Origin of the sequence: Methylibium sp. T29-B (assembly GCF_000576225.1) — a bacterium.
GTDB classification, from domain to species: Bacteria; Pseudomonadota; Gammaproteobacteria; order Burkholderiales; family Burkholderiaceae_C; genus Methylibium; species Methylibium petroleiphilum.
On the sequence record NZ_AZSN01000056.1, the window covers coordinates 1 to 23750 of the forward strand.

At 68.5% G+C, this 23750-nt stretch carries 20 protein-coding genes and 1 pseudogene; 13 read left to right on the plus strand and 8 right to left on the minus strand.

Annotated features, from left to right (window positions below):
* Together Y694_RS10925 and Y694_RS25780 are read left to right on the plus strand one after the other, a co-directional pair.
* Window positions 1-2981: pseudogene (locus Y694_RS10925) on the plus strand (DEAD/DEAH box helicase); the annotation flags it as partial.
* A complete protein-coding gene (locus Y694_RS25780; RefSeq protein WP_231497636.1) occupies window positions 2975-3535 on the plus strand; it encodes a hypothetical protein in 561 nt (186 codons plus the stop codon). The pseudogene Y694_RS10925 and the gene Y694_RS25780, both read left to right, overlap by 7 nt.
* A 73-nt stretch (window positions 3536-3608) precedes the next feature.
* Here the strand turns inward: Y694_RS25780 and Y694_RS10930 are convergent, their stop codons facing one another.
* Window positions 3609-4592 (minus strand): DUF6035 family protein, encoded by a 984-nt coding sequence (locus tag Y694_RS10930; protein ID WP_152543445.1) that lies wholly within the window; start codon window positions 4590-4592, stop codon window positions 3609-3611.
* A 439-nt stretch (window positions 4593-5031) separates the two neighbouring features.
* Window positions 5032-5613 (minus strand): poly-gamma-glutamate hydrolase family protein, encoded by a 582-nt coding sequence (locus tag Y694_RS10935; RefSeq protein WP_036232369.1) that lies wholly within the window; start codon window positions 5611-5613, stop codon window positions 5032-5034.
* A gap of 831 nt (window positions 5614-6444) precedes the next feature.
* Between Y694_RS10935 and Y694_RS10940 the strand changes: the two genes are divergently transcribed.
* Entirely contained in the window at window positions 6445-6975 is a 531-nt protein-coding gene (locus tag Y694_RS10940; protein WP_197028774.1) for a hypothetical protein, read from the plus strand.
* Between the two features lie 50 nt (window positions 6976-7025).
* Here the strand turns inward: Y694_RS10940 and Y694_RS10945 are convergent, their stop codons facing one another.
* Complete coding sequence (locus Y694_RS10945; protein ID WP_036232378.1) at window positions 7026-7241, minus strand: hypothetical protein; 216 nt, start codon at window positions 7239-7241, stop codon at window positions 7026-7028.
* 442 nt (window positions 7242-7683) lie between these two features.
* On the opposite strand from Y694_RS10945, the gene Y694_RS10950 reads away from it, so the two are divergent.
* From Y694_RS10950 to Y694_RS10960, 3 genes are all read left to right on the plus strand, one after another.
* A complete protein-coding gene (locus Y694_RS10950) occupies window positions 7684-8283 on the plus strand; it encodes a RadC family protein (RefSeq protein ID WP_231497637.1) in 600 nt (199 codons plus the stop codon).
* 368 nt (window positions 8284-8651) lie between these two features.
* The gene (locus tag Y694_RS10955) at window positions 8652-8852 is read left to right on the plus strand and encodes a hypothetical protein (protein WP_310732225.1); all 201 of its coding nucleotides are present in this window, start codon (window positions 8652-8654) and stop codon (window positions 8850-8852) included.
* A gap of 38 nt (window positions 8853-8890) precedes the next feature.
* Window positions 8891-9172 (plus strand): hypothetical protein, encoded by a 282-nt coding sequence (locus Y694_RS10960; protein ID WP_051495713.1) that lies wholly within the window; start codon window positions 8891-8893, stop codon window positions 9170-9172.
* Between the two features lie 72 nt (window positions 9173-9244).
* Here the strand turns inward: Y694_RS10960 and Y694_RS10965 are convergent, their stop codons facing one another.
* Window positions 9245-11455: a DNA repair protein gene (locus Y694_RS10965; protein ID WP_197028775.1), complete on the minus strand. Its 2211-nt coding sequence runs from the start codon at window positions 11453-11455 to the stop codon at window positions 9245-9247.
* Window positions 11456-11712: 257 nt separating this feature from the next.
* Here Y694_RS10965 and Y694_RS10970 point away from each other — a divergent pair, with 257 nt between their 5' ends.
* The 6 genes from Y694_RS10970 to Y694_RS10995 all read left to right on the plus strand — a co-directional run bounded on the left by Y694_RS10970 (window position 11713) and on the right by Y694_RS10995 (window position 17311).
* Entirely contained in the window at window positions 11713-12075 is a 363-nt protein-coding gene (locus Y694_RS10970) for a hypothetical protein (protein ID WP_081771249.1), read from the plus strand.
* A complete protein-coding gene (locus tag Y694_RS10975) occupies window positions 12032-13231 on the plus strand; it encodes a site-specific integrase (protein WP_036232382.1) in 1200 nt (399 codons plus the stop codon). Before Y694_RS10970 ends, Y694_RS10975 begins: the two co-directional genes overlap by 44 nt.
* Window positions 13232-13790: 559 nt before the next feature.
* Window positions 13791-14984 (plus strand): hypothetical protein, encoded by a 1194-nt coding sequence (locus tag Y694_RS10980; RefSeq protein ID WP_036232384.1) that lies wholly within the window; start codon window positions 13791-13793, stop codon window positions 14982-14984.
* A gap of 10 nt (window positions 14985-14994) precedes the next feature.
* The gene (locus tag Y694_RS10985) at window positions 14995-16257 is read left to right on the plus strand and encodes a hypothetical protein (RefSeq protein WP_036232386.1); all 1263 of its coding nucleotides are present in this window, start codon (window positions 14995-14997) and stop codon (window positions 16255-16257) included.
* Window positions 16258-16451: 194 nt separating this feature from the next.
* Window positions 16452-16877 (plus strand): hypothetical protein, encoded by a 426-nt coding sequence (locus Y694_RS22555; protein WP_051495715.1) that lies wholly within the window; start codon window positions 16452-16454, stop codon window positions 16875-16877.
* Window positions 16878-16921: 44 nt separating this feature from the next.
* Window positions 16922-17311: a hypothetical protein gene (locus Y694_RS10995; protein ID WP_152543448.1), complete on the plus strand. Its 390-nt coding sequence runs from the start codon at window positions 16922-16924 to the stop codon at window positions 17309-17311.
* 53 nt (window positions 17312-17364) lie between these two features.
* On the opposite strand, the gene Y694_RS11000 is transcribed toward Y694_RS10995, so the two are convergent.
* On the minus strand, window positions 17365-19833 hold the full coding sequence (locus Y694_RS11000; RefSeq protein ID WP_036232390.1) for an AAA family ATPase: 2469 nt from the start codon (window positions 19831-19833) through the stop codon (window positions 17365-17367).
* 618 nt (window positions 19834-20451) lie between these two features.
* On the opposite strand from Y694_RS11000, the gene Y694_RS27155 reads away from it, so the two are divergent.
* Entirely contained in the window at window positions 20452-20733 is a 282-nt protein-coding gene (locus tag Y694_RS27155) for a GNAT family N-acetyltransferase (protein ID WP_409072479.1), read from the plus strand.
* Window positions 20734-21053: 320 nt separating this feature from the next.
* Here Y694_RS27155 and Y694_RS24220 read toward each other — a convergent pair whose 3' ends face one another.
* From Y694_RS24220 to Y694_RS11010, 3 genes are read right to left on the minus strand one after another with little or no spacing between them, the layout of a single operon-like run.
* Window positions 21054-21548, minus strand: coding sequence for a hypothetical protein (locus tag Y694_RS24220; RefSeq protein WP_051495716.1), 495 nt, complete (start codon window positions 21546-21548; stop codon window positions 21054-21056).
* Complete coding sequence (locus Y694_RS11005; RefSeq protein WP_051495717.1) at window positions 21548-22405, minus strand: hypothetical protein; 858 nt, start codon at window positions 22403-22405, stop codon at window positions 21548-21550. The genes Y694_RS24220 and Y694_RS11005 overlap by 1 nt, the downstream gene beginning before the upstream one ends.
* The gene (locus Y694_RS11010) at window positions 22402-23670 is read right to left on the minus strand and encodes a hypothetical protein (protein WP_036232391.1); all 1269 of its coding nucleotides are present in this window, start codon (window positions 23668-23670) and stop codon (window positions 22402-22404) included. The genes Y694_RS11005 and Y694_RS11010 overlap by 4 nt, the downstream gene beginning before the upstream one ends.
* Window positions 23671-23750: the final 80 nt, after the last annotated feature.

Below are 23750 nucleotides of genomic sequence, written 5' to 3' on the forward strand. Positions count from 1 at the left end.
AGCGCCTGAACGCCACGCAGCGTGCCCGCATCGCGGGCCTGTGTTCGATTCGCGACCACGCGCGAGCCTTGCTCAATCTGCAGTTGTCAGACGCCGATGACAGCCGGCAGCGCCACGAGCGCGCCATGCTGAACGGAAGCTACGACCGCTATGTCGCGCGCTTCGGGTGCCTGTCGAACCGCGCCAACGCACTCGCGTTCCGGCGCGACCCCGACTACCCGCTGCTGCTGTCGCTGGAGCACTACGACGAGGAGATCGAGACCGCCAGCAAGGCGGCGTTCTTCAGCCGGCGGACGCTGGCGCGGATCGTCGAGCCCGAAGCCGCGGCCGAGCCCGAGGAGGCGCTTGCCGCCTCGGTGCAATGGCGCGGCCGGGTCGATCCGGCCTGGATGGGCCGGCTGCTGTCGGCGCCGCCACAAGCGGTGCTGGATGCGTTGGCCGAGCGCGGACTGGTGTTTCTGGATCCCGCGGACGGGCAGTGGAAGACCGCCGACGAGTACCTGTCTGGCGAGGTCAAGGCCAAGCTCAGGCTGGCGCTGGCCGCCGGCCCGGGGGCCGCACGAAACGTGACCGCGCTGGAGCGGGTGCAGCCGGAGGACTTGCTGCCGGCAGCCATCGAGCCGCGCCTGGGCGCGGTGTGGATCCCCGCCGGCGACGTGGAGGACTTCATCCGGCAGGTGCTGGAGCAGAAGGACTGCGAGGTGGGCTACTCGGCACAGGCCGGGGCTTGGTCGGTGCGCTACCCGGACTGGAGCGCGCGCCAGAACGTCAAGGTGACGCAGGAATTCGGCACCTCGCGGCTGAACGCGATCGAACTCGTGCAGTGCGCGCTGAACGTGCAGGTGCCGACGGTCCGCGACCCGGACCCGGAGAGCGACCGCATGATCGTCAACCCCGACGAGACGCTGGCGGCACGCGAGAAGCTGGCGCTGATCAAGGAGCGCTTCGCCGCCTGGGCCTTCGACGAAGCCGAGCGCCGCGAGCGGCTGTGCCGGACCTACAACGACCTGTTCAACGCCACGCGGCCGCGACAGTTCGACGGCTCGCACCTGAAGCTGCCCGGGTTCTCGCGCTGCTACGCGCTGCACCCGCACCAGCGGGACGCCGTGTGGCGCGTCGTGCAGTCCGGCAACACCGGGCTGTTCCACGTCGTCGGCGCCGGCAAGACCGCGGTCTGCGCGATCGCCGGCATGGAGCTGCGGCGCCTCGGCTTCGCCGCCAAACCCTGCCACGTGGTGCCGAACCACATGCTGGCGCAGTACACGGCCGAGTTCGTCCGGCTGTACCCGAATGCCGCCGTGCTGATGGCGGGCAAGGAAGACCTGGAGGGCGACCGCCGGCGCGAGCTGGTGTCGCGCATCGCCACGGGCGACTGGGACGCGGTGGTCATCACGCACTCGAGCTTCGAGCGCATCCGGATGTCACCGGTTTTCACACAAACCTTCATCAAGGAACTCATCATGGAAATCGAGATGGCAGTGCGCGCCGAGCGGCGCAACGACCGGGGCAACCGGATCGTCAAGCAGCTCGAAGCGATGAAGAAGAACTGGACGGTGCGGCTGGAGAAGCTGCTGGCCGACGCGAAGAAGGACGATCTGCTGAGCTGGGAACAGCTCGGCATCGACACGCTCTTCGTCGACGAGGCCCACCTGTTCAAGAACCTGTACCGGTTCACGAAGATGACGCGCGTGGCCGGCCTGCCGCTGGCGAACTCGGAGCGGGCCTTCGACCTGTTCCTGAAGACGCGCTACACGATGCGCCTGCACGGCGGCGCGCAGCGCGGGGTGGTCTTCGCCACCGCCACGCCGGTGGCCAACACGATGGCCGAGGTGCACACGATGATGCGCTACCTGCAGCCCCGTAGGCTGGAAGCACTCGGGCTGCAGCAGTTCGACGCGTGGGCGGCCACCTTCGGCGAGAGCGTCACGGCGCTGGAGATCGCGCCCGACGGCAGCGGCTACCGGATGAACACGCGCTTCGCGCGCTTCATCAACGTGCCCGAGCTGATGGCGGTGTTCGGCGAAGTGGCCGACATCCGCACCGCGGAGATGCTGAAGCTGCCGGTGCCGGCGCTGCGCGGCAGCAAGCCGCGCATCGTGGCCTGCCCGGCAAGCAGCGCGCTGAAGGCCTACGTGCGCACGCTGGTCGAGCGCGCGGAGGCGATCCGCATGGGCCGCGTCAAGCCGCAGCAGGACAACATGCTCGCGGTGACCACCGACGGCCGCAAGGCCGCGCTGGACTTCCGGCTGGTGGCACTGGGCGCGCGTTTCGACGCGCAGGGCAAGGTGGCCGCGTGTGTTCGCGAGGTGCTCGCGGTGCGGCAACGCACCGAGGTCTTCCGCGGCGCGCAGTTGGTGTTCTGCGACCTGTCGTCACCGAAGGAAGGCAAGGCCTTCAGCGTCTACGACGACCTGAAGCAGCGCCTGATCGACGCCGGCGTGCCGGTAGCGGAGATCGCGTTCGTGCACGACGCCGACACCGACGCGCAGAAGGCCACGCTGTTCAAGGCTGTGCGCGAAGGCCGGGTGCGGGTGCTGCTCGGATCGACGGCGAAGATGGGCATCGGCGCCAACGTGCAGACCCGGCTGGCGGCGCTGCACCACCTGGACGCGCCCTGGCGGCCGTGCGATGTGGAACAGCGCGAAGGGCGCATCCTGCGCCAGGGCAACGAGTGCGAGGACGTGGAGATCTTCCGCTACGTCACCGAAGGCAGCTTCGACAGCTACATGTGGCAGGCCTTGGAGACCAAGGCGCGCTTCATCGCCCAGGTGATGAGCGGCGACAAGGGGCTGCGTTCGATCGAGGACGTGGAACTGGCGGCGCTGTCGTACGCCGAAGTGAAGGCGCTCGCCTCGGGCAACCCGCTCGTGATCGAGAAGGCCGGCGTGGACGCGAGGTGGCCAAGCTGTCGACGCTGTTCTCGGTGTGGCGCAACCAGCGCTATGCGAACGAGAGCGAGGTGGCGCGGCTGCCGATGCTGATCGAGGCGCTGGAACGCAAGCTGGCGTTGCTGGAGCAGGACTGCGAGCGCGCAGAGCCGGCATCCGCCGGAGACATGCGCGTCGAGTTGGCCGGCCAGGTTCTGGTCGGCGCTGAGGCGGTCGGCGAAGGCTTGCGGCAGCTGGTGCGTGCGGCGAAGGCCGCGCAAGGCAGCGTCGAGCAGCGCGTCGGCCGGTTTGCTGGTTTCCACCTCGGATTGCGCGCCAGCCGCGACAACGGCGTTCCCGGCCTCTACCTCGAAGGTCACTGCCGGTACGACGCCGACGTGTACCAGACGGCCCAGGGGCTGGTGGCGGCGCTGCTCGCAGCGCTGGCGTCGGTGCCCAAGGAGCGCGACGCGGCACGTCAGCAACTGACCGTGCGCGGCAAGCGCCTGGCCGATCTGCGGATCGAGCTCGAACGCCCGTTCGAGCATGAGGGTCGCCTGGCCGATCTCCTCGCGCGGCAGCGCCGCCTGCAGCGCCAACTCGACCTCGACCAGGACTCGGCGGGCGCCAGCCGCATGGACGCCGAGGATACGAAGCTCGCCGCTTGACGGCGGTTTTGGCCCCTCCCCGCTACTGCGGGGAGGGCGTCTGTTGATCGCCGCAATCCTGACGCCCGTGCCGTCAGGTCCGCTCGTCCACAAACAGTTCAGGGAACAGCAGCCTGACCAACGCATCGTGCGTCGTGTCCGCGGTGTAGGCCGGATCGCCATGGGCGATGCGCGCCTTGTACTCCGCAACCTTCGCTGCCCACTTGCCGGACGCATCCTCGGAGCGGATCAGCTCTGCTCGCCCGAAGGCCTTCAACGCGGCTCGGAAACAGTGGAGGTACTGGCGCAGCCCCGGTTCCACGTGGTGGGCAATCTGGATGAAGTTCGAGTAGTCCCATCCGATCACGCGACCATGCTTCGTCGAGTACAGGACGTTGAGCAGACCTCGCGGGAGCATTCCGGGGTACTCCGGCAGCCCGACACCCTCGCCGGCACAGTCGCGCCGCAGCTGCCCCCAGGTCTTGTGGTCGTCCTCGCGGGTCGTGACATGGGCGACGTACCAACCCTCGAACTTGTCCCGCAAAGGCTTTTGACGAGCCACTTTGCGCTCGCGGACCTCCCTGGCCAGGCGGTTCCGCTCCCGATCGAAGTCGAAGTGATAGGCGCGCTGCGTGTCGGCATCGAGCGTGAGTGCATCGAAAGGAACGAGTTCCCGGCGCAATTCGCTGACCTCTCCTCCCAGCGTCGGCTCGGCCCAGATGCACTCGAGCAGGAACCGCCGCTGTCGAAGTGACTCGTCGCGCGTAGCCTGCGTGACGACGAACGCGTTGCGGTTGTTGTTGTAGAACACATCCTCCCGGGTGAGCCGGCGCGCGCCCATGTCGAAGTGAGCGAAGACCCAAAACAGCAGTCCACCTTCCTGGCGATAGAACTCACGACGCTGCGCGATGACGTTGATATAGGTCGTCGACAACTGGATCTCGAACGCGACCCGAGTACCGCCGTACGAGCACGCACGTCCGGCTTGCGCCACTCCCCGGAGACGGCCCCGGTCCACCGCCCCTCCACCACCACCTTCGAGAAGTGCGTATCGGTTTGCAGGCAAGCCGCGATCCACGACTTCATCTCCAGGTGCAGCCAACTTTCCTTCGCGCCGTTGTACTTTCGAGCGTCGATCTCGTCCTGCGACAGCAGGACCCGGGTCACCGCGGAGCAGCGGCCGTCTTCCAAAGAATGCCGAAAGAAGAACTTGCGGCCCTCAGGTCGCGAGACCAGGTAGACCGGCGTCATGCACATGGCACACACGAACCGTGGCTGTTCGCGCCGCAGGTCCGTCTGCAGTTGCATGCGCAGCTGGAGCGCCTTCTCGTAGTCGTCGCCGATGACGTCGGCATGCCGCTCGCAGCGACCTGTCGAGAGGTCCAGCAGTTCAGCGACCTCCGGGTCTTCGACCGCGAAGTGCCCCAGGGCGCGCGGCAGCGGCGCTTGCCCGTGGCCGCCTGGGGTTGCGGGTTTCTCGGTCATGTGCGCTCCAGTGACCGTCCCGCTGACTGCCGTCAGGCTTCTGCGACCAGCAGCGCCTCGCGCACGGCGCGCACCAGCAGGGCTCGCCGCGGCGACCGCCGTAGCGCAAGCGACACCTCCAACTGCACGCCGGCCCCGCCGCGCCCCCGGTTGCAGACGTTCATGGGATCCGCTGCGTCCAGTCCGGCCAGTGCGGCTTCGCATTCGACGCCGAGGCCTCGCAGGCGCTCGCCGATCGACTCCCGCAGGACGACATCCCGCCCACCCAGCAGCACGATCTCGCCCGCGTGGCCGCAACCATGCACGCTGACCACTGACCGGCATGCGCTCAGCAAATCCAGGCAGTCTGGCTCGTCGAACAGGTGGCTCGACAGATGCAGTGCGGCGAAGTTGCCGGCCTTCAGCAGCCCCTCGAACAGGTAGAGGTTGAAGTCCTGGCCGGCGATGTCGCGGGCGATGTCCGAGGTGTGCGCTTCGATGCTTCCGCCGTGCGGCGCCACGATCGCCACCTCGGAACCGGAACGTGGCAACCGCACGATGCGGTAGTCGCGGTCGCGCTCGTAGGCGGCGGCCAAATCGGCAAAGGAGCGAAAGTTCTTGGCGAGCTTGACCATTGACTCCATTGTCGCGGACGAGGCCGACCGATTCCGCCACGTCACGGCAACGACGAAGGCGGGCCGTTGCGCATGGCGGTCGCCACAGCTTGTAACGATGTTCTTGTCGGGACGGCGTGTCCGGTCAACACTGACCACGCTACCTGTGGGCATCGTGCCTGCAAAGCCTTCACCGCAGCCTCGGCTGCGCTGAAGTCCAGCCTCGCTGGCGTCGCGGTCGTTACCCGCCCTCGAGCGCCAGGCCTTGCCTGGTCAGGCCGCTCCATGCGGCCCGTCAACGGCTCCCGTCAACATGTGGGCGCCGGAGTGGATGAAGCCGCCGACGTGCGTGCTTCACCAGCGCCGACATGCGCTGCGCAAGCAGCGTGATGCCCGGCACCGAGCAAGGCCCCGATCGAAAGACCGCGGGCCTTCCTTTCATGGCGAACCACACCTCTCACGGGGCCGTGGCTTGCCATCCAGTCGCTTCGACCCACGCGGGCCGAAGCATCCCAGACGGGGAACCATGTTCCCCGACGGGAGCGGCGTTCCCCTTCGCTTCACGAAGGAGAACTGCCATGTGTGCAAGTCAAGCAATTAGAGCGCCACGGCCCGTCGGCGTGCTGCTTGGAGGGTCGGGACGCGTTCACGCGCCGGTCCCGCCGCCACCGCGACTGGCCGCCCTGCTGCGCCCTGCCGCGGCGTGAGAGTGCATTCGTCGGCGAGTCGCCTGGTCTCACGGCCAGACACTCGCCCGACGAGGCCGATAGGTCGCGTTCCGCGTCCCACCGCCAACGATGCCGATTTCGTAGGCGATCTTCCAACCAGGGGAGTCCACCGTCTCCCCTCGGGGTGCCGGTGCGCTCGCCGACCAAGGAGTCCCCCATGTTGAACGACAGGCCCTACCCGGCTCCGCGCAAGGCGAAGCGCTCGGCCGTGGAGATCGAAGAAGAGCGCGCCTGGGTCCGCTTCTACCGGCAGGTCGGCCAGGCCGACATCGCCGCTGAGGTGCTGGCCCAACTCGATGCCGACGCGCAGGCGCGGCACGACCACCTCGCGCTGTACCTGAGCTGCCGCGAATCGCTGCGCGCGCACAAGGCGCGCACGCAGCGCAACAAGCGGATCGGGCAGTTCGTGCGGCAGGCTGGCCGCGTGCTCGTCGTCGAGCCGCTGCGTACGCTTCGGCTGAAGACCTCGCGGGCGATCGATCTGCTCGTCGAGTGCCTGCCCGAGATGCGTCGCGAACCCGCCGCGGCGAAGGTACGGAAACTGCGGCGCGATGCCGACGTCGCCCAGGCCCATGCCGCTTTCGACCCCAAGGCCACGCGGCAGCCTTCGTCGGACACCGGGGCGCCAGCGCCCGCCGCCGCGCGCACGGCCTGACGCCACCCCTCGCCCCGAAGCCCTCGTGCTTCGGGGCTCCTCTTTCCTCTCTACGCCGCGACCTCGAGTCGGGCCCGCTCCTGGTCGATCAGCCAGTGCAGGAACTGCGTGTCGCGCGAGCGGCCCCAGTAGTGCGCCTTGCAGTGAGCCACATAGGCGTCGAGGTCCGCCGCCGTGCGGATGTTCGCCGGCTCGATGTCGGTGAGCCGGAACAGCCGTTCGGCCTCGGGCCGAGTCAGTCGAATGTGGGTTCCGAGGCGGATCATGGCGGGCGCGCGAACGAGGTCTCGCCGCCATGCTCGCGCCAAGCAGCGCACACCTGCAAGCGCAAAACACGCTCTCGTCGTACTTTCTTCGCCAGTTCGACCCCAGTCGCGTCCGGCTGCGATTCCGTCGCTGCCACATGGCGCCGCGTTGCGGGCATGCGACGCGACACCGGCACTGGCGCCACGCAGAACTCACTCATTCCGCCGGCCCGCTCGGATGGCGGTCGCCTCGCCCCGGTGTCCGCCGGGCGCCACCCCGACGACACTGACGTGGCATTCGATCGTGAGATCAAGCCCTCCGACAGGAGGTCCTGGCCCGGCCAGGCGTAGCAGTCGTCACCTGCCCCCTTAGGCGCCCTCGTGGCGCCACCCGCTCGGGAACCCGTTCCCGGCTGGGGCGGCGTTCCCGTTCGTCCTTTCGATGAACCCCATGGAGAACGCCATGCAGAACCTTGCTGCCATGTCGCGCGCCGAACTGATCGGCGCCCTGCTCGCCCCCGTCCTGCCCAAAGACCATCCACCCGCGGATCAGGTCAACGACCTCGAGTCCGCCTACTTCGGTACCGCGGCCGTCGCCAGCGAGGCGAGCGATACCCTGCTCGACCACAAGCTCGGCGTCGCACGCGAGTTGCTGATGCGCGACCTGCGCGCGCAACTGAGCGCCGGCCCGGTGATGAACTCGCCGCAGGCGCTGCGCGACTGGCTGCGCCTGCACTGCGCCAGCCTGCAGCACGAAGTTTTCATCGTGCTGTTTCTCGATGCGCAGAACCGGCTGCGCAGCGCCGTGGAGATGTTCCGCGGCACGCTGACCCAGACCTCGGTCTACCCGCGCGAGATCGTCAAGAGCGCGCTGGAGCGCAACGCCGCGGCGGTGGCGCTGGCACACAACCACCCGAGCGGCTCGGCCGAGCCGAGCCGTGCCGACGAGTTCCTGACGCAGAACCTCAAGTCGGCGCTGGCGCTGGTCGACGTCCGGGTGCTCGACCACTTCGTCGTGGCCGGCGACCAGTGCGCGTCGTTCGCCGAACGCGGACTGATCTGACCCGCGGCAGCCACCGCCATCGACAACCCCGAGGGGGCGTATCGCCCTCGCGGGCGAGCGCCCCTTCCGAGAAGAGAAGGAGCAACACCATGTTCACCGGCACATCGCCGCAATCCCCTGCCTGCCCGGTCTGCCCGGGCCAAGGCGTGCCACTCGGCCAACTCGGCCGCCTGCGCTGGTACCGCTGCCGCGATTGCGGCATCGACTTCAACCGACGCGCGAAAGCGTCGCCGAGCCCGTCCCTCCGGCCTGCCGGGAGGGCGTCATGAGCGAGCTTGTGCTGACCGCGCGAGCTCGCGGAGCCCCTCGTCGCGCTGTCCACCGCGCACCTTTCACCGGCCACGCGCCAGCTTCTGCAGGAGGACCAGTTGTCCGTGAATGCCTATCCAACACTCACCGGGGGCTTCGTCTATGTCGGCGCACCGCGCTACGACACGCCGCTGGAGGCGGATCTCGCCCAACTGTTCGAGCTGGCCGAGCGCGCGGGGATCGTCTGGCTCAAGTTCGACGTGCACGGCGCCACGGTCGAAGGCATCGAATGCTTCGAAGACCCAGGGGAAGCGCCATGAGCCGGCACCATCTGCGCACGGTTCGGGCTGGAAGCCCGTTGCTCGTCGTGATGGGCTACGACCGGCCGCTGAACGAGTTCTTTCTGCAACTCTGGGACGACGGCCCGGAGACTGAAGCCGACGAGCCGGCCTACAGCAGCCTGGATGAGCCGACCGCAGACTGGCGCGACATCGCCACGGTCGTTCAGCGACTCGAAGAACTCGACGTCGCGGTGCCGCGCTCGATGATCGATGCTGTCGTCGCCGACAGCATCCGACGTGCCGGCAACCGGATCGTGGAGCACGCGCCCGACGGGCGAGTGACGGAACTGTCGGCCTGACGCCGACGGCGACCGATCAGGAAGGGAAGTCAGCCTGCGAGGGGTCTGGCTTCCCTTCGTTGCCCACGACACTCACGAACCTCCCTCGTTCAAAGCCTGCTCGGAGGCGATCACCATCTCGTCAAGGTCGATCACCGCATCCGCCATCGCCGTCAGTTCGGGCGTCTGCGAGACGAAGAACTCGCGCTCGTACCCACCCAGTTTGAGCACCTCGCGCTTCATCGCCATGAACATGCGCTTGCGGTCGGCATCCAGTGCGCCATCGGCCTCGTCGCAGAACAGGGTCATGCAGCGCCGGCCGGACCGCGAACTCGGCATATCCGGGTTCTCGGCATAGTGGATCTCATGCCGATCACGGCATGAGATCCACACCCGTTCGCCGCCGCTCATCAGCGCGACGCTCTTGGCGTTGCCTGACTCGCTGTCGTGCACCTCGATGTCGAACCCCTCGCGTGCCTCGCCCTTCGCCGTTTCGACCTGGGTGCGGATCGCCACCGTGAAGCGGGCGCCGTAACACGCCAGCAGCAGGTCGTTGGCCAGGCCCGACAGTGCGGGGCCTGCGTCTTCGATGGCCAGCGCGATCAGGCCGTCGTGGCTCATGCAGCGCGCGAACAGCAGCCAGTCGGCCAGCTGACTCTGCACACGGTCGATGTGCTCGCCGAGCGCAGAACGCCGTGCCTCGTGGCGCGAATGCTCGGCGTCGGCGGCCTGGCGCTTGTGCACGTCCGCCAGCGCAGCGGAGTGGGCGCGTTCCGCTTCCTCGAGGCTGCGCTGGGCCGCTGTGACATGCGCCGCCGCTTCCACCAGCCGTTGCGCGTCGAATCGTGGCGGCAGCGACGCCAGCATCTGTTGGATGGCGACGGTTTCGGCGCGATGCGCCTCGCGCCGAGCTTGCCTCTGCTGCGCGGATGCTTGCAGTCCGCCGGCGATGGCCTGCCGCTCGGTCCGCTCATCGTCCGATTCGCGGATCGACTCGACCAATTGCAAGGCCTTCACTTCCTCCTGCAGTGCCGCGTGGTCCTCCTCGGCGCGTACCAGCTCCGCCTTGCGCCCGGCCAGCCCGCTCAGGGCGGTCTCCCTGCTCGCTGCGGCGGCGACACGCCGCTCGGCGTCCCGAAGCCCATCCGCGGCACCCTGGCGCTGCGCCGCCTGCCGCTCGAGCGGCTCGATTTCGCGCAGCACCTGCGCGCGTTCTTGCGCAAGACGTTCGACCTCGCCGCGCGCCGATGGCATCAAGGCGGCGGCCTCGCGGGCGTCGCCCAGCAGCTGGCAGCGGCCTTGCAGCGGCAGTCCACTGCAGGGCACCGACCCGACAAGGCCGAACCGACGCGCAAGTTCCTGCGCCCGCAATGCAGCCTTTCCCGCCGCCTGCTCGATCGCGCCGAGCCGTTGCATTGCGTGGCTGCACGCATCGCGCGCCCGTGTCGCCTGCTCGACCCCGACTCGCGCCTGCGCCATGCGCGCTTGCCATGCGGCGAAGACTCGCCGGGCGAGTGGCAGTCGACGCTCCGCGCGGGCGACACGCGCCGCGTCGGCCACAAGCGCGGCGCAGCGACGCAGCCGGACCTCCGCGGCCTCGCGGCGCGTCCTGGCGCTTGTGATCCGCTCAGCGACCCGCTGATTCAGCCGTTCGGTCCGCTCGCGCAGGTCGTCCTGCAGTCGTTGCCACTCGGCTTCGGATCGCTGCAGGGTCGCCGCAGCCAGGCGCAGGCGGTCTTCGAGCCGCGCGCGCTGCTCACCGATCGCGGTCGACCGCGACTGCTCGGCCAGCAGGCGAGCGTGGGCCAGCCGGGCCGCATCGCATCCGCTGCGCGCCGCGTCGCGGGCCTTCACCGCCGCGGCCACCGCCTGATCGGCGCCGTGCAATTTGGTGAGGTCGGCCTTCACCCGCGCCTCGTCGACGGCCAGTTCGGACTGCCGCATCCGCAGTGCGCTCAATCCCGCCTTCAGTCCGCGAACGACCTCCTGCGCACGGCTTCCGAGTCGCCCGATCTCGTCCAGGCCGAGCAGGTCGGCGAGCAGCCCTTTGATCTCGGCGTTGCGGTACTGGCTCAGGTGGCGCCGACCCTGCGCCGCGAACACCGAAGTGACGAAGGTCTCCGCGCTGCCACAGATCGACTCCACGCAACGGGTGTAGCTGTCGCAGCGGCCGTCCGACACGGTGCCGTCGGCGATCACGGCGGGCCGCCACGCGCCGTCATCCCAGGCGAACAGATACGCCTCGGTCCGGCGCCGGCCGCCGGACCGTATCACCAGCTGCGAGCGGTAGCGCCGCCCGTCCATCTCCCACACCAGCGTCTTCTCGCTCTCCGGCAGCACGACATGCTCGTAGTACGAGAAGCCGCCGGGTGTGCCTGTCGACGCCCGCGACGGCATCAGCAGGTAGGGGTGTTAGGTTGCATTCGCCAGTGTCAACGCCCTTGGACTCAGCGGCCACCCGGCCTACAGTGATCTCACGCCCGGGTAGCCCAAGCCTCTCTCAGAGGCGAGTAGCCCCGCCGCGTCCCGCGTTACGAGCAATGCCACAGGAGGTCGCGGAGATGGTCGCGCGCCGACTTCGCATTTCATTCAGTACTTCGACGTTGACACGGCTTCGCCAGATGCCGGCCTGCGACACGCTCGCGCTGCTGGCCACCTACCTCAAGCCTGACCCGACGTATCGGCCGGTCAAGGATGATCGCAGCGCGCGCTGGCACCTGAGTACCGGCCGCGGCGAATTCGAGATCGTGACCACGGGCTCGAAGTGGTACGACACACGCGCGAAGCGCGGCGGGGGTGGAGCCATCGACCTGGCGATGTACCTCCTGGACCTGTCGTTCGTGGACGCCGTCAAGTTCTTGATGCGCAAGGTAGAGCGCCATGGTGCAGATCATCCGCAAGGCATCGCTGCCAACCGCCGATGAGGTGCCCGGGCGAGCACGCGACGCTGCCGAACAAGCGGCTGCCGTCGCGGTTCGCGAGCCTCGCCCAAGCGGGTTTCCGCTTCTGTTCACCAAGCACTGGCAACTGGTCGAACCGGCGGTGGCCTTCCTGCACGAGCACTCGATCCAGCGCGCCCATACTGACGACACGCTGAGGACCTACGCCGAGATCCTTTACGACTGGTTCGAGACACTCGAGCAGAACGATATCCCGTGGGAGACGGCCGACGGCGTCGACCTCGTGGCCTATCGGAACCGGATGATGTCGCAGTCAAGCGCACACACCGGCCGACCGTTCCGCACCTCCACCATCAACCATCGTGTTCGCGGCGTACTTCGGTTCTACGGGTGGGCGGTTCGCGCGCGTTGGTTGAGCACCTCGCCGCTGGCGGAGCCGGCACGCGATCTCCGCCTCGCGCGCCAGCACCGATCGACACGAGCCGGTCACACCCCGACCTACGAGCGCAGCCTGTTCATCCTTCGACAGTACGAGGCGTTGCCCCGGCCGTTGGTCTCCGAGCAGGCGCGTGAACTCCTTGCGGCGCTCGCGCCGCCCTACGACCTGATGGCACGTTGGCAGCTGTATACGGGCCTGCGCATCAGCGAGTTGCTGCGCCTCGGCACCAGCGACATTGACGACATCGACCCCCGCTCTGCGCCAGCCACGCCGCATCGCGCCATCGAGGTCATCCGCAAGGGCCGCAAGCCCGGCCACGTGGTCGTGCCGGCCAGCCTGCTCGACGAGACCGACGGTTACGTGAGCGGCCATCGTCTCGCCTGGCTTGCACGCGCACGACGCAGAGGCCGGATCGCCACGCCCATGGCGCTGTTCATCAACGCACGCGGAAGTGCCGTGGGCAAGAACGCCTACCAGCGAGCCGTGCGCCAAGCGGGCCGTGTCTGCGGCTTCAAGGCCACGACGCACCTGATGCGGGCCACCTTCGCCTGCATGATGCTGACCCGGCTGGAGCAGCTGGCCGCCCGAGGCGCCCAGGTCAACCCGCTGCTGGTCGTGAAGGTGCTGCTCGGGCACGAGCGCATCGAGACCACCGACGGCTACCTTCGTGCAGTGGCGGTCGACCCGTGTGTCCTCAAGGACGCGCTCGACACGCTGCTTGACCAGACAAGCGCGCCATGAGGTCACCCGGCAAGCGCATCCACCGGAACCTGTCGCAGGGGTCCGCGGCACCGCCGACGCATGACGCACATCAAGCCCGCATCGAAGCCCCTCGTGTGGTTCGCCGGACGGTCATCGACTTCTCTTCGTTGGGCCTGCCGGAAGAGGTGCGGCTTGCGCTGGCGCTGGCGTTCTGGGGCCACCTGGGAGCCCGGCCGCCGCGCGGCATCAAGTCTTGCTGGACCTGGGTGTTGACCTTCAGCCGCTTCGCGAGCGAATCGGGAGCGGTCAGATCGCTCGCGGACCTGGACCGTCGGATGCTCCTGCGCTACGTCGAATGGCTCAACGCGCGACGGCGCGCTGACGGCGCAACATGGGCGATCTCCACGCGGAGCGCGGCCTACAGTGCGTTGCGCCAGCTGCTGCGCTGGCTCGAGCGCTGTCGTCCCGATCTCGTCAGCCGCATCGACTACCCCTTCACACCCTTCCCGGGCCGGGGCAGCGACCGGCCCCACGCGCGACGCCGACGGCGCGCGAGCTGCGCGCGATCCTGCGTGCATGCGAGGCAGACATCGCTGCCGTGCGGGAGGTCCGCGCTTCGGCCGCCGCGCAACGCGCTGCGGACGGCGACAAGCCGGGCTCCCTGGGCTGGTTGCTGGTGGAGGTCGATCAGCGCTTCGCCGGCATCGTGCCCAGCAGCCTCGAGCTGCAACGGTGCGGCAACCATCCGCTGCAATTGGCGGTGCGCCGCTGGGGTGGTGCCAAGCAGATCGAGCCGTGCCTGTACCCGCGCGCCGTCTCGTTGCTGCCGTACTACCTGGCCATCCTGATCCACGCGGCCGGCAATCCCGAGCCCATCGCCGAACTCGGGCGCGACTGCCTCCAGGACGTCCCGCTGTTGGAGAACTGCCAGGCGTTGGTCTGGTTCAAGGCGCGCGCCGGACGTCTGCAGCGACGCAGCTTCGAGCGCGACGCGCCGTTCGAGCCACCGGCGCTGGTGAGGGACCTTCTCGCCTGGAACGAGCGCCTGCGGCCGCTGGCGCCAGCGGCACAACGCGACCGCCTCTTCATCTTCAAGGGGCTGCGCACGGTGAACGCGATGTCCACCATCACGGTCCACCACCTGCTCGGCGAGTTCTGCCAGCGACACGGCCTGGCGGCGTTTTCGCTGGCGAGCATCCGGCCGAGCGTGCTGTCCAGCTTCTACCGCGCCAGCGGCGACCTGCTTCGAACGCGGGCGGTGGCCAACCACGCCAGCATCGCGACGACCGTTCGCTATGTCCAGACGCCGATCGTCCGGCAGCAGAACCATGCGCGCATGGCCGCATTGCAGGGGGCCTTCATTGAGCATCTCGCCGCACCGCCTGCCATCTCGCCTGCCACGTCGCCTGCGCCGGTGGTCGCGGCCTTGCCGTCGAGCGCAGATGTCCCGCCGGGCAAGACGGTCTCGCTGTTCGGCTTCGACTGTACGGATCCGCTGGCCGGCACCGCGCCCGGCACACGCCGGGGCGAGATCTGCACCAATTTCATGGGCTGCTTCACCTGCCCGAACGCGGTGATCCCGCCGGAGCCGCGCACGATGGCCCGCCTGCTTCAAGCGCGCGACCACCTGCGCGCCGCGGCACTGACGCTGCATCCGGCGCGCTGGCAAGTGCTCTACGCGTCGCAGCTGCGCATCCTCGAGGATGACATCCTGCCACGCTTCAGCACACGGGAACTCGCCGCGGCCGAGCCGCTGGTGGCGCAACTTCCGCCGCTGCCGGACCTGCGGTGAGGTCGCCGCCGTGCCCGCCCCGCAGCGCCAGACCGACGACAGTCCCGTCGCCTGCGCTCAGGCGCGAACCGGCGACCGCGCGTGGTTCCTTGTCGAGTCGAAGTGGGAAGACCCCGTCTGGGTTCTGGCGCCGGGCAACGCCCTGGAAGAGCGGCAGCCTGTGCGCTTGCGCTGGGACTTCAAACTGCAGGATGGGCGACGCTTCACCGATCAGCGCCACGCCGCGCTGCTGGAGACCAGCAGGCAACTCGTCGCCCTCATCCGATCGCGCTCGCTTTCCACCGGACTGCCACTGCGGCCGAGCACGGTCGCGCAATACTTTCACACGCTGCGCTGCCTGCTCCAATGGATGAGCGGCGAGGGTTTCAGCCGCTTCTCGCTGCTCGACCCGCCGGGATTGCTGCAGTTCCAGCAGTGGCTGCGCTCGCGCCCTTTGGCGGGCAGGTCGCCGCAGCGTGCGCCGGGAACCCTGCAACGACACCTATACCTGCTCGCGTACTTCCAGCGGTTCCGCGACGAACTCGACGACTGCCTGAGCTTCGACCCCTTTGCCGGAAGCGATCATCGCCAGCTCGCCGGCGCTCACAACGGGCTGCGCCGACCTTGGCCCTACACACCCGACAGCGTCACCGTGCCCTTGGTGCAGGCGGCGATCGACATCGTCACGCGCGACGCTCCCGCCGTCCTGCGCGCTTGGGAGACGTATCGGAAGGCTGTGGCTGGCGGTCGCGGCTCCGATCACGCGCACACCGGACGGGCGACACGCGCACTCCAGCGTGCCAGCGCCGGCATGGCCGATGCGGACTCCTCCGTGCGGTCGGTCCGCGAACTCGTCCGGCGCACCGACTTGCTCTACGCCGCCTGCTTCGTCGTCATCTCCTACCTGGTCGGCCCGCGCGTAAGCGAGATCCTGCATTTGAAGGCCGGCTGCGTGCAGCGTCGAAGCGCCGAGGGCGCCAGCGAGCCCGTGACCGTGATCGTCGGGGCGATCTTCAAGCGCCAGTCGGGCTACCACGGGCGCGCCCACGAGTGGGTCGCCCCGCCCGCCGCGGTGCAGGCGGTGGCGGTACTCGAAGCGCTGTCCGCCGGGCACCGCGCCGTCGCCGGACGCGAAGAGCTCTGGCTGCGCCGCTGGCGCGGCAATGGCGCGACCGAGTGGCATGAGCTTGAGCCCGAGCGGCTGGAGATTCCATCGACAGCAAGGGTCAGCATCCAACTTGGGCGCTTCGGCGCCTGGCTTGGCCTCACCCACGAGGCCGGCCGTGGAAGCTAACCACACATCAGGGCCGCAAGACCTTCGCCAGGTTCGCGGCGCTTCGTGATCGCACGTGCCTGTTCGCACTGGCCCAGCAGCTGGGTCATCGCGAACGGGCCGAGACCGACAACGGCTACGCCGGGTCCGACTACCGGCTCAACCAGGAGATCGACGCCGAGATCCTGGCGCAGTCGGTCAATGCCTGGGAGCACATGCTGGCGGCACCCGGCCTGGGCGGACGAGCCGGCGAGGAGATCGTGGCGAATCGCCCGCGCTTTCGGGGCAAGCGCATCAAGGAAGACCTCGCGAGCTATGCGCGCTTGCTGGTCGACGCGGGACTCGTGCTCGGTGTCTGCGACTGGGGCTTCTGCGTCTATCGCGAGGAGTACAGCGCCTGCCTCGGCAACGCGGCCGGCCCGAACCCTGCCCGCCGCGAGCCCTCGACCTGTGCACGCTGCCAGAACTTCGTGGTGTCCGAGCAGCACCGCCCCTACTGGGCCATCCAGGTTCACCGTTGCCAGGAGCTTCTGGATGAGCCCGCGCTGCCGTTGCAGACCCTGCGCATCGTTCGTGCGCGGCTCGACGAGGCTCGCTCCCTGGTCCGGGCGATCGACTGCGGGAGGAAGGAATCATCATGACGAAGCAGCCTCCCGGCGGGGTCAAGAGCACGTCGGCGCAGCGATTGCGCGAGGCGCTGGCAACCATGGTTCAGCAGCAAGGCAATGGCGCTTCGCCGTCGGCGCTGACCGCCACCACCTTGTGCGAGCTGGCCGGCATTTCCCGCAACGCGCTGTACCGCTACCACCCCGACGTCGTGCAGGCGTTGCACGCAGTCCAGCAGAAGCACCGTCCTCGAATCGATGGCGACAGGCAAGCAGCACAGCGGCTGCGCCAGGACAATGCCGTCCTGCGCGAACAGATCGCCAAGATGGTAGCGCTGGTCGACCACTACTTCGCGGCGTGGCAGGAGACCCGCCTGCTGCTGCAGCGGCGCGACCGCGAGCTGGCCGAGTCGCGCCGCGATGCCAAGGTGCGCGTGGTATCGATCGCGCCGGAGCACCGCGGCGGCTGACCGCAGCGCGCGCGCCTGTGAACGCCTGAAGTCGCGCCGCCCTGCGTCACGGGTCATCCCGCGACGAGGACTTCCTCCGCAGCCTGCGCCTTCATTGCATCGAGGTCGATCACGACATCGGCCATCGCGGTCAGCTCCGGCGTCTGCGAGACGAAGTACTCGCGCTCGTAGCCACCCAGGCGCAGCACCTCGCGCTTCATCGCCATGAACATGCGTTTGCGGTCGGGATCGAGCGCACCGTCGGCTTCGTCGCAGAACAGCGTCGAGTACCGGCGCCCCGTGTGCGTCGCCAGGTACAAGGCGATGGCGCGCGTCAGGCAGGCCTCCACCCAGGTCCGTTCGCCGCCACTCATCAGGCCCATGCTCTTGGCATCGCCGGTGGAGCCGTCGTGCACGACGATGTCGAAGCCTTCCTTCTGTTCGCCCTTGCCGCTTTCGAGCAGCGTGTGGATTGACACCGTGAAGCGGGGTCCGTAGCAGGCCAGCAGCAGCTCGTTGGCCAGGCCGGACAGGGCCGGCCCGGCGTCGTCGATCGCCAGCGCGATCAGCCCGTCGTTGCTCATGCAGCGGGCGAACAGGATCCAGTTCGCGAGTTCGTGCTCGACCTTCGCGCAGCGTGCCTGGACCCTTTCGCGGCGGGCGACGAGTGCCACCGACTGCTTGCCGAGTTCCACCTGCGCCTGCGCGTCGCGAGCGGCCTCCAGCAGCGAGCGCTCGGCCGTCGCGAGCGCGCCGCGCGCACCCGTCACCGCCTCGGCAGCGGCCTTGAGCGGACACTCGTCGTAGACCGCCGGCAGCTCCACCAACAGGCGCTCGATCCGGGCCAGTGCCGCGGCGGATCGCTGCTGCTGCCTCTGCAGCTGCTGCGCGATGGCCAAGCGCGAGGCCGCGACCTGCCCGCGCTCGGCCTGCTCCTCGGGGGTCTGCACGACCTGCATGGTCGGCGACCCCAGGGCAGCAAGATCGCGATCGATATCGGCCAATGTGGCCTTGGCCTGCGCGCACGCCTGCTCCCTCGACGCGAGTACGGCCATGCGGTCGACGCGCTCGCGTGCAGCACGCTCACGATCCTCTGCCCAGGCCAATGCCTGCGGGGCACCGGCAAGCGTTTCGTGTCGCCGGCGCGCCTGGTTCAATTCTCCCTGGACCTGCTCCTGCTCGCGGGCACAGCGCGCCACCTGGGTCCGTGCGTCGGGCATGAGGGCTTGCGCTTCGCGCGCATCGCCGAGCAGCTTGCAGCGCCCTTGCAGATCGCTGCCCGAACAAGGCACTTCGGCGGTGAGGACGAAGCGATGGGCAAGCTCCTGCGCCCGAAGCACCGCTTTGCCCGCGTCGCGTTCGATGCCGGCCAGCTTCTGTTCCGCGAGACGGACAGCGCCTTGGCATTGGGTCAGCAACTGGATCTGTTGGCGACCCGCCTGCGTACGCGCCCGGCGCACTTCGTGCGCGCGCTGCGCCAGCGCCAGCCGCCGGACCGACCGGCCGACCGCATCCATCTCGCCGAGCACCTCCAGGCAACGGCGCCGCGACTGCGCCAGCGACTGCCGCCGCGACTGCTCTTGCTGTTGGCGCGCGCCGATGCGCTGCTCCAGGCGTTCCAGCCGCTGCACTTCCGCGAGGTCCTGGGCCCGCAGTGCCTCTGCCGACTGGCCAGTCATGTCGAGCTCGGCCTGCCGTTCGGTCGTGAGCTGGGCACGTCGCGCCTCGATCGCGCGGGACTGCTCGCGCTCGGCCGACAAGCGGGCGTGCCGCTCGAGCGACTCGTCCAGCCCAGCCTGGGCCGCCCGCTTGGCGACTTCGGCACCGGCCACCCGCGAGTCCGCGCCGCCGAGCCGTTGCCTGGCGGCCTCGACCGCCGCGATCTCGTCGGCCAGGCCGGACTGCTCCTGCCGAACTGCGACCAGTCCCGCCTTCAGCAGGCGCGCGACTTCGGCGGCCTTCTGGCCGATGGCGCGAATCTCTTCCTGGCCCAGCAGATCAGCCAGCAGCGTCTTGATCTCGCCATTGCGGTAGGTGTTGAGCTGGCGCTTGCCCTGGGAGGCGAATACCGACGTGAAGAAGGTCTCCGGGCTGCCGCAGATGCACTCGACGCAGTGGGTATACGACTCGACGCGTCCGTCGGATACCGTGCCATCGTCGACACGCACGGGCCGCCATTGCCCATCGTCGTCCAGTCCGAGCAGGAATGCCTCGGTCTTGCGGCGGCCACTCATCCGGATGACGATTTGCGATCGGTAGCAGCGGCCTTCGTGCGCCCAGGTCAGGTCCTTGATGCTCTCGGGAAGGTAGACGTGGTCGTAGAACGTGAAGCCGCCAGGCCCCGCAGTCGCCGCCCGGCTGGGAAGCAGGTTGTAGGGCGTGAGGTTGTCCATGATCGTCGTCTTGCCGCTGCCGTTGGCACCGGCAATGGCGATCAACTCGGCACCGTCCGTCAGGCGCTCGAGGTCCAACGTGAGCTCTTCCAGGCCAAGGCCATCGCGGATGCCCCTGAAGCCTTTGAGGGTGAGTTTGAGAGGTTGCATGGCGGTCCTGTGGGTGAACGCCAACAGGTTCGCACGCGCATGCCGTCCGTCAAGACCGACCGAATCGCGGTCCTCTGGGCTGTCGCTCTGCAGGCCCCGAATCGTCCCGGCGTTTCAACGGTGCCCCCGCGCGCAGGTCATGGCGGCACACAGCCGCTCCGGCCGCGCCCATCGCGTGCATCTGAGTCACACACTGGCCATCCCTACAACTACGATGCGGACACTACCGCTGTCACCAGAACGTGTACCCTGCTCTTGGAGCTTCCGCTTCTGAAGCCGCAGATCGATGACTTCGACTCCACTGACTCGGGGCATCGAGTCCGTTGATTGAAGACGGAGATGCCCCTTCAAATCTCAGTCAGCTTGGCTCGGCGCCTCGGGCTAACGGCACCCATAGTTCGCAAAGACAATCTCATGCCGACTGTCATCTCCAACGCTACCGTCGTCACCCTCGGCGAGGTCACTGCTGAGTCAGTCCGTGCGGTAACGAACCTGCGCGTAGCGCCAGAGCAAGAGGGGTACGTTGCCAGCAATGCGGTGTCGATAGCGCAAGCCTACTTTCACAGAGAAGCTTGGTTTCGGGCAGTCTACGCAGAGGACGTTCTCGTCGGATTTGTCATGCTGCGCGACAACACTCTCTTGGATACCGATGGACGAAGGTCTGAGATCTCGCTGTGGAGATTCATGATTGATCAACGGTTCCAGAAGCTTGGCTACGGTCGACGCGCACTTGAGCTCGTTCTGGCGCACGCGAGATCCAGACCCGGAATCACATCGATCCAAACGTCGTATGTCGTTGGGCCCCACGGACCAAGAGACTTCTATCTCGCGTCTGGCTTCCGGCACACCGATCAAGTCAAACCGAACGGCGAGGTATGTCTGACTTTCGACTTTGTGTAGTAGTTGTCGGGTGAGCCGGGGCCCCTCTACGGATGCACGCAGTTGGCGCCCAATGCCAATTCGGATGACATCGGCGGCAACCGACTCGGCGGACTCCGAAGCCGTCGTCCAACACGCGTGACGGCTTCCCATGTTGACACCTCGAGGTCCACATAAGGGGTGCAGGTTGTCCATCACGGTGGTCTTGCCGCGCCCATTGGCGCCCGCGATAGCCACGAGCGCGGCGCCGGGCGCCAGGCGCTCGAAGTCCAGTTCCAGCACGTCCCGGCCCATGCCGTCGCGGATGCCGCGAAAGCCTTTGAGCATCAGCGAATGGACTCTCATGCGTGTGCTCCCGATGAAACCTCGAGGCAGTCTCCTGCCGGCTCTAACTCCTTCAAGTCGCTCGCCCCTTCGCCTGCGGAACGCTGCGCATCGACCTCTGCCGCCGCGTCCAGCTCGGCCAAGGCAGCGTCCACGATCTGCTGCGGCTCGCACGCCGCGAGCTCGTCGAGACACGCCCACAGCGGTTCGGGTCGCGCGCCGACCACGCCGGCCCAGGCCACCACCTTGTCCCGCATCGCGCCGGCCTGACCGATACCGCCGGATCGCACGCGCACCACCGGCACGATGCGCCCCTCGAACTGCACGCCCGCCGCGCCGGCCAGCAGTTCGCGCATCACGGCACGGTCGACGTCGTTGCGCTCTTCTTCGGGCACGCTCCAGCGCAGGCGCACCCAGGCCCCCTCGACCGGCTGCGCCGCGAGCGCAGCGCGCAAAGCGCCGAGGTCGGGCTTGCCGTCGAAGCTGATGTCGACCGTGCGCCGCGCCGGCATCACTTCCAGGCGGCATGCGGCGGAGTCGGGGCCGACGTGCCAAAGCAGGAAGCCCTTGTCGCCAGCCTCGCCGTGGTGGAACCGGCCGATCGACCTGCGTAGGCAATACAGCGGCGGCCGATGCCATCGTCGCGTTCCCAGCACTGGTGGCGGTGAATGTGCCCCAGCAGCACCGCCTGCGCGCCCGCATCGAACAGGCTGCCGGTCGTGAACTCATGGTCGAAGCTGGCCATCGGCACGCCATGCTCGGTGGTGCAACCGAACACCGTGCCGTGAGACACGAGCAAGGTCGGCAGGCCAAGCTGGCGCGCCATCGCGTGGCTCGGTGCGAGCCCACGCAGCAGCGCCGCGACATGTTCGCCGGTCGCGCCGGCGGCGTCGGCGGCTCCGAGAGCCGCTGCGACCGCCGCACGGTTGACCGAGGGCAGGCATGAGAAGAGCGCTACCAGCCCCTCCGGCAGCGCGTCGAAGCACCACCCCGGTGACACCACCCAGTCGCCCGCGGCGGTCAGGCCCACCTGCCCGATCCGATCAGCCACGTGCACGGCATGGCGCCCGCCCAACTCCCTGAACACCGACAACGTGCCCGGCGGCTCGTGCGACCAGGTGCCTTGAAGCATCAGAACGGGGCAGTGGTCCGCCAGCCGTCGAACCCGCGACACGAGGGCCACCGCCGACGGCGAGTGCAGATCGAGCGCGTGGTCGGTGCTGTCGCCCGAAATCACGGCCACGTCGACATCAAGTTCCGCGGCACGCTCGATCGCGGCGCCAAAGCACCGATCCGACTCGGCCAGGTTGCGCGGCCCGTAGTGCAGGTCGGAGAAGTGCGCCACCCGCAGCGCCGAGCGCGGAGTCATGACGCCTCCCGCAACGCCGCGGCAACCTTGTCGGCGTAGCCCGGCGCGTCGTTGCGGTGGCGGTCCAGTTCGTCCCAGGCCCGGCGCCGGCCCTGCGGGTTGAGTTTCCAGCCCGGCCCCCAGCGCCGCGCCGCGTAGGCCTCGAAGTCGGTGGCGGAGACACCGAGCTCGCTGGCCAGGGCCAGCACCTTGTCCAGCGTGGGCTCGCCGCGAGACCGGGCCATTTCGGCGTCCGCGGCTTCGGTGGCCTGCACGGCAGCCCCGGCGGGTTCACCTTCGAGAACGCAGCAGGCCGCATGGGCCTGCACGACGACGGCCTCGTCGTCCTCGCGGTCGCGCAGCAGCGCACTCACGTCCACCGGCGCTTCTAGATCGATGATCCACTGCGGCACCCGCACCGCCCGGCCCTGCTCGTCGATGTGGCTCACTTCCGTCAGCCGCTTGGACAGGAAGAATGGCGTGCGCTGGCGGTCGAGAAAGCCCGAGATGCGCCCGCCGCGCAGGAACGCCACGGTCTCGAACTTCTGGATCGCCGCGTTCATCGCGTAGAAGCTGGTGGTGTGCAGTTCGAACGCGCTCAGCGAGCGGATGCCCGGCACGAAGAACAGGAAGCGGCCCGTCAGGTTGCATTCGCGCTGCTGGTACTCGTGGCAGGCCTCGGGCTCGCAGACGCCGCCATTGGCCTCGCGCATCACCGTCTTGCGTCCACCGAACAGGCGCACGGCGCGCCGCCCCTGAGCGTCCACAGGAACCGGCGCGTGGCACATGCAGCGCCGCACGCGGCCATCGGGCGCGTATTCCGACCAGTAGCGCTTGTCGTGCGTTCCCCAGGCCGCCAGTTCGTGCGGCATCACGGTCTGCCAGTGGTCGGACGGGAACACCACGGGGAAGCGATACAGGTGCAGCCCCTCGCCGCGATCCTCGCCGTAGGCCTCGATCAGCTCGCCCGCCAGCGCCGGGTTGCCGAAGTCCTGCGCGCGCACGGTGAACCAGGGCACATTGCGCGGCACCAGCGGGTTCTTCAGCTGAGGCAAGGCCTCGGCAAGCGCCTGCTCGATGCGGTCGAACGAGTGGCCGTCGCGCAGTCCGCGCTCGTAGATTTCGCAGGCACGCGGCTCGCCCGCGGCGCGCTTGGTCAGCACCTTGATGCCGGCGCGGATCTTCCCGGCAGTGGGGATGCGGGCGGGCGCCTGTCCGAGCAAGGTGGTCGGAGTCGAGGGGCCGCCATGCAAGGTGACGGTGGGCAATGCGGATGCGGCGGTCATGGCGGCGCTCCTTGGCGAGGCGTGCACCGGGACATCCCGGCGAGTTCATGCTCTCGCGGAAATCCGCCGCCTCAAGTGCG

Coding starts and splice junctions, on each gene's coding strand:
- Y694_RS25780 (WP_231497636.1), top strand. CDS start 2,975: ATGCTGATCGAGGCGCTGGAACGCAAGCTGGCGTTGCTGGAGCAGGAC.
- Y694_RS10935 (WP_036232369.1), bottom strand. CDS start 5,613: ATGGTCAAGCTCGCCAAGAACTTTCGCTCCTTTGCCGATTTGGCCGCC.
- Y694_RS10945 (WP_036232378.1), bottom strand. CDS start 7,241: ATGATCCGCCTCGGAACCCACATTCGACTGACTCGGCCCGAGGCCGAA.
- Y694_RS10950 (WP_231497637.1), top strand. CDS start 7,684: ATGCAGAACCTTGCTGCCATGTCGCGCGCCGAACTGATCGGCGCCCTG.
- Y694_RS10965 (WP_197028775.1), bottom strand. CDS start 11,455: ATGGACGGGCGGCGCTACCGCTCGCAGCTGGTGATACGGTCCGGCGGC.
- Y694_RS10970 (WP_081771249.1), top strand. CDS start 11,713: ATGGTCGCGCGCCGACTTCGCATTTCATTCAGTACTTCGACGTTGACA.
- Y694_RS10975 (WP_036232382.1), top strand. CDS start 12,032: ATGGTGCAGATCATCCGCAAGGCATCGCTGCCAACCGCCGATGAGGTG.
- Y694_RS22555 (WP_051495715.1), top strand. CDS start 16,452: ATGCTGGCGGCACCCGGCCTGGGCGGACGAGCCGGCGAGGAGATCGTG.
- Y694_RS11000 (WP_036232390.1), bottom strand. CDS start 19,833: ATGCAACCTCTCAAACTCACCCTCAAAGGCTTCAGGGGCATCCGCGAT.
- Y694_RS27155 (WP_409072479.1), top strand. CDS start 20,452: ATGCTGCGCGACAACACTCTCTTGGATACCGATGGACGAAGGTCTGAG.
- Y694_RS24220 (WP_051495716.1), bottom strand. CDS start 21,548: ATGCCGGCGCGGCGCACGGTCGACATCAGCTTCGACGGCAAGCCCGAC.
- Y694_RS11005 (WP_051495717.1), bottom strand. CDS start 22,405: ATGACTCCGCGCTCGGCGCTGCGGGTGGCGCACTTCTCCGACCTGCAC.
- Y694_RS11010 (WP_036232391.1), bottom strand. CDS start 23,670: ATGACCGCCGCATCCGCATTGCCCACCGTCACCTTGCATGGCGGCCCC.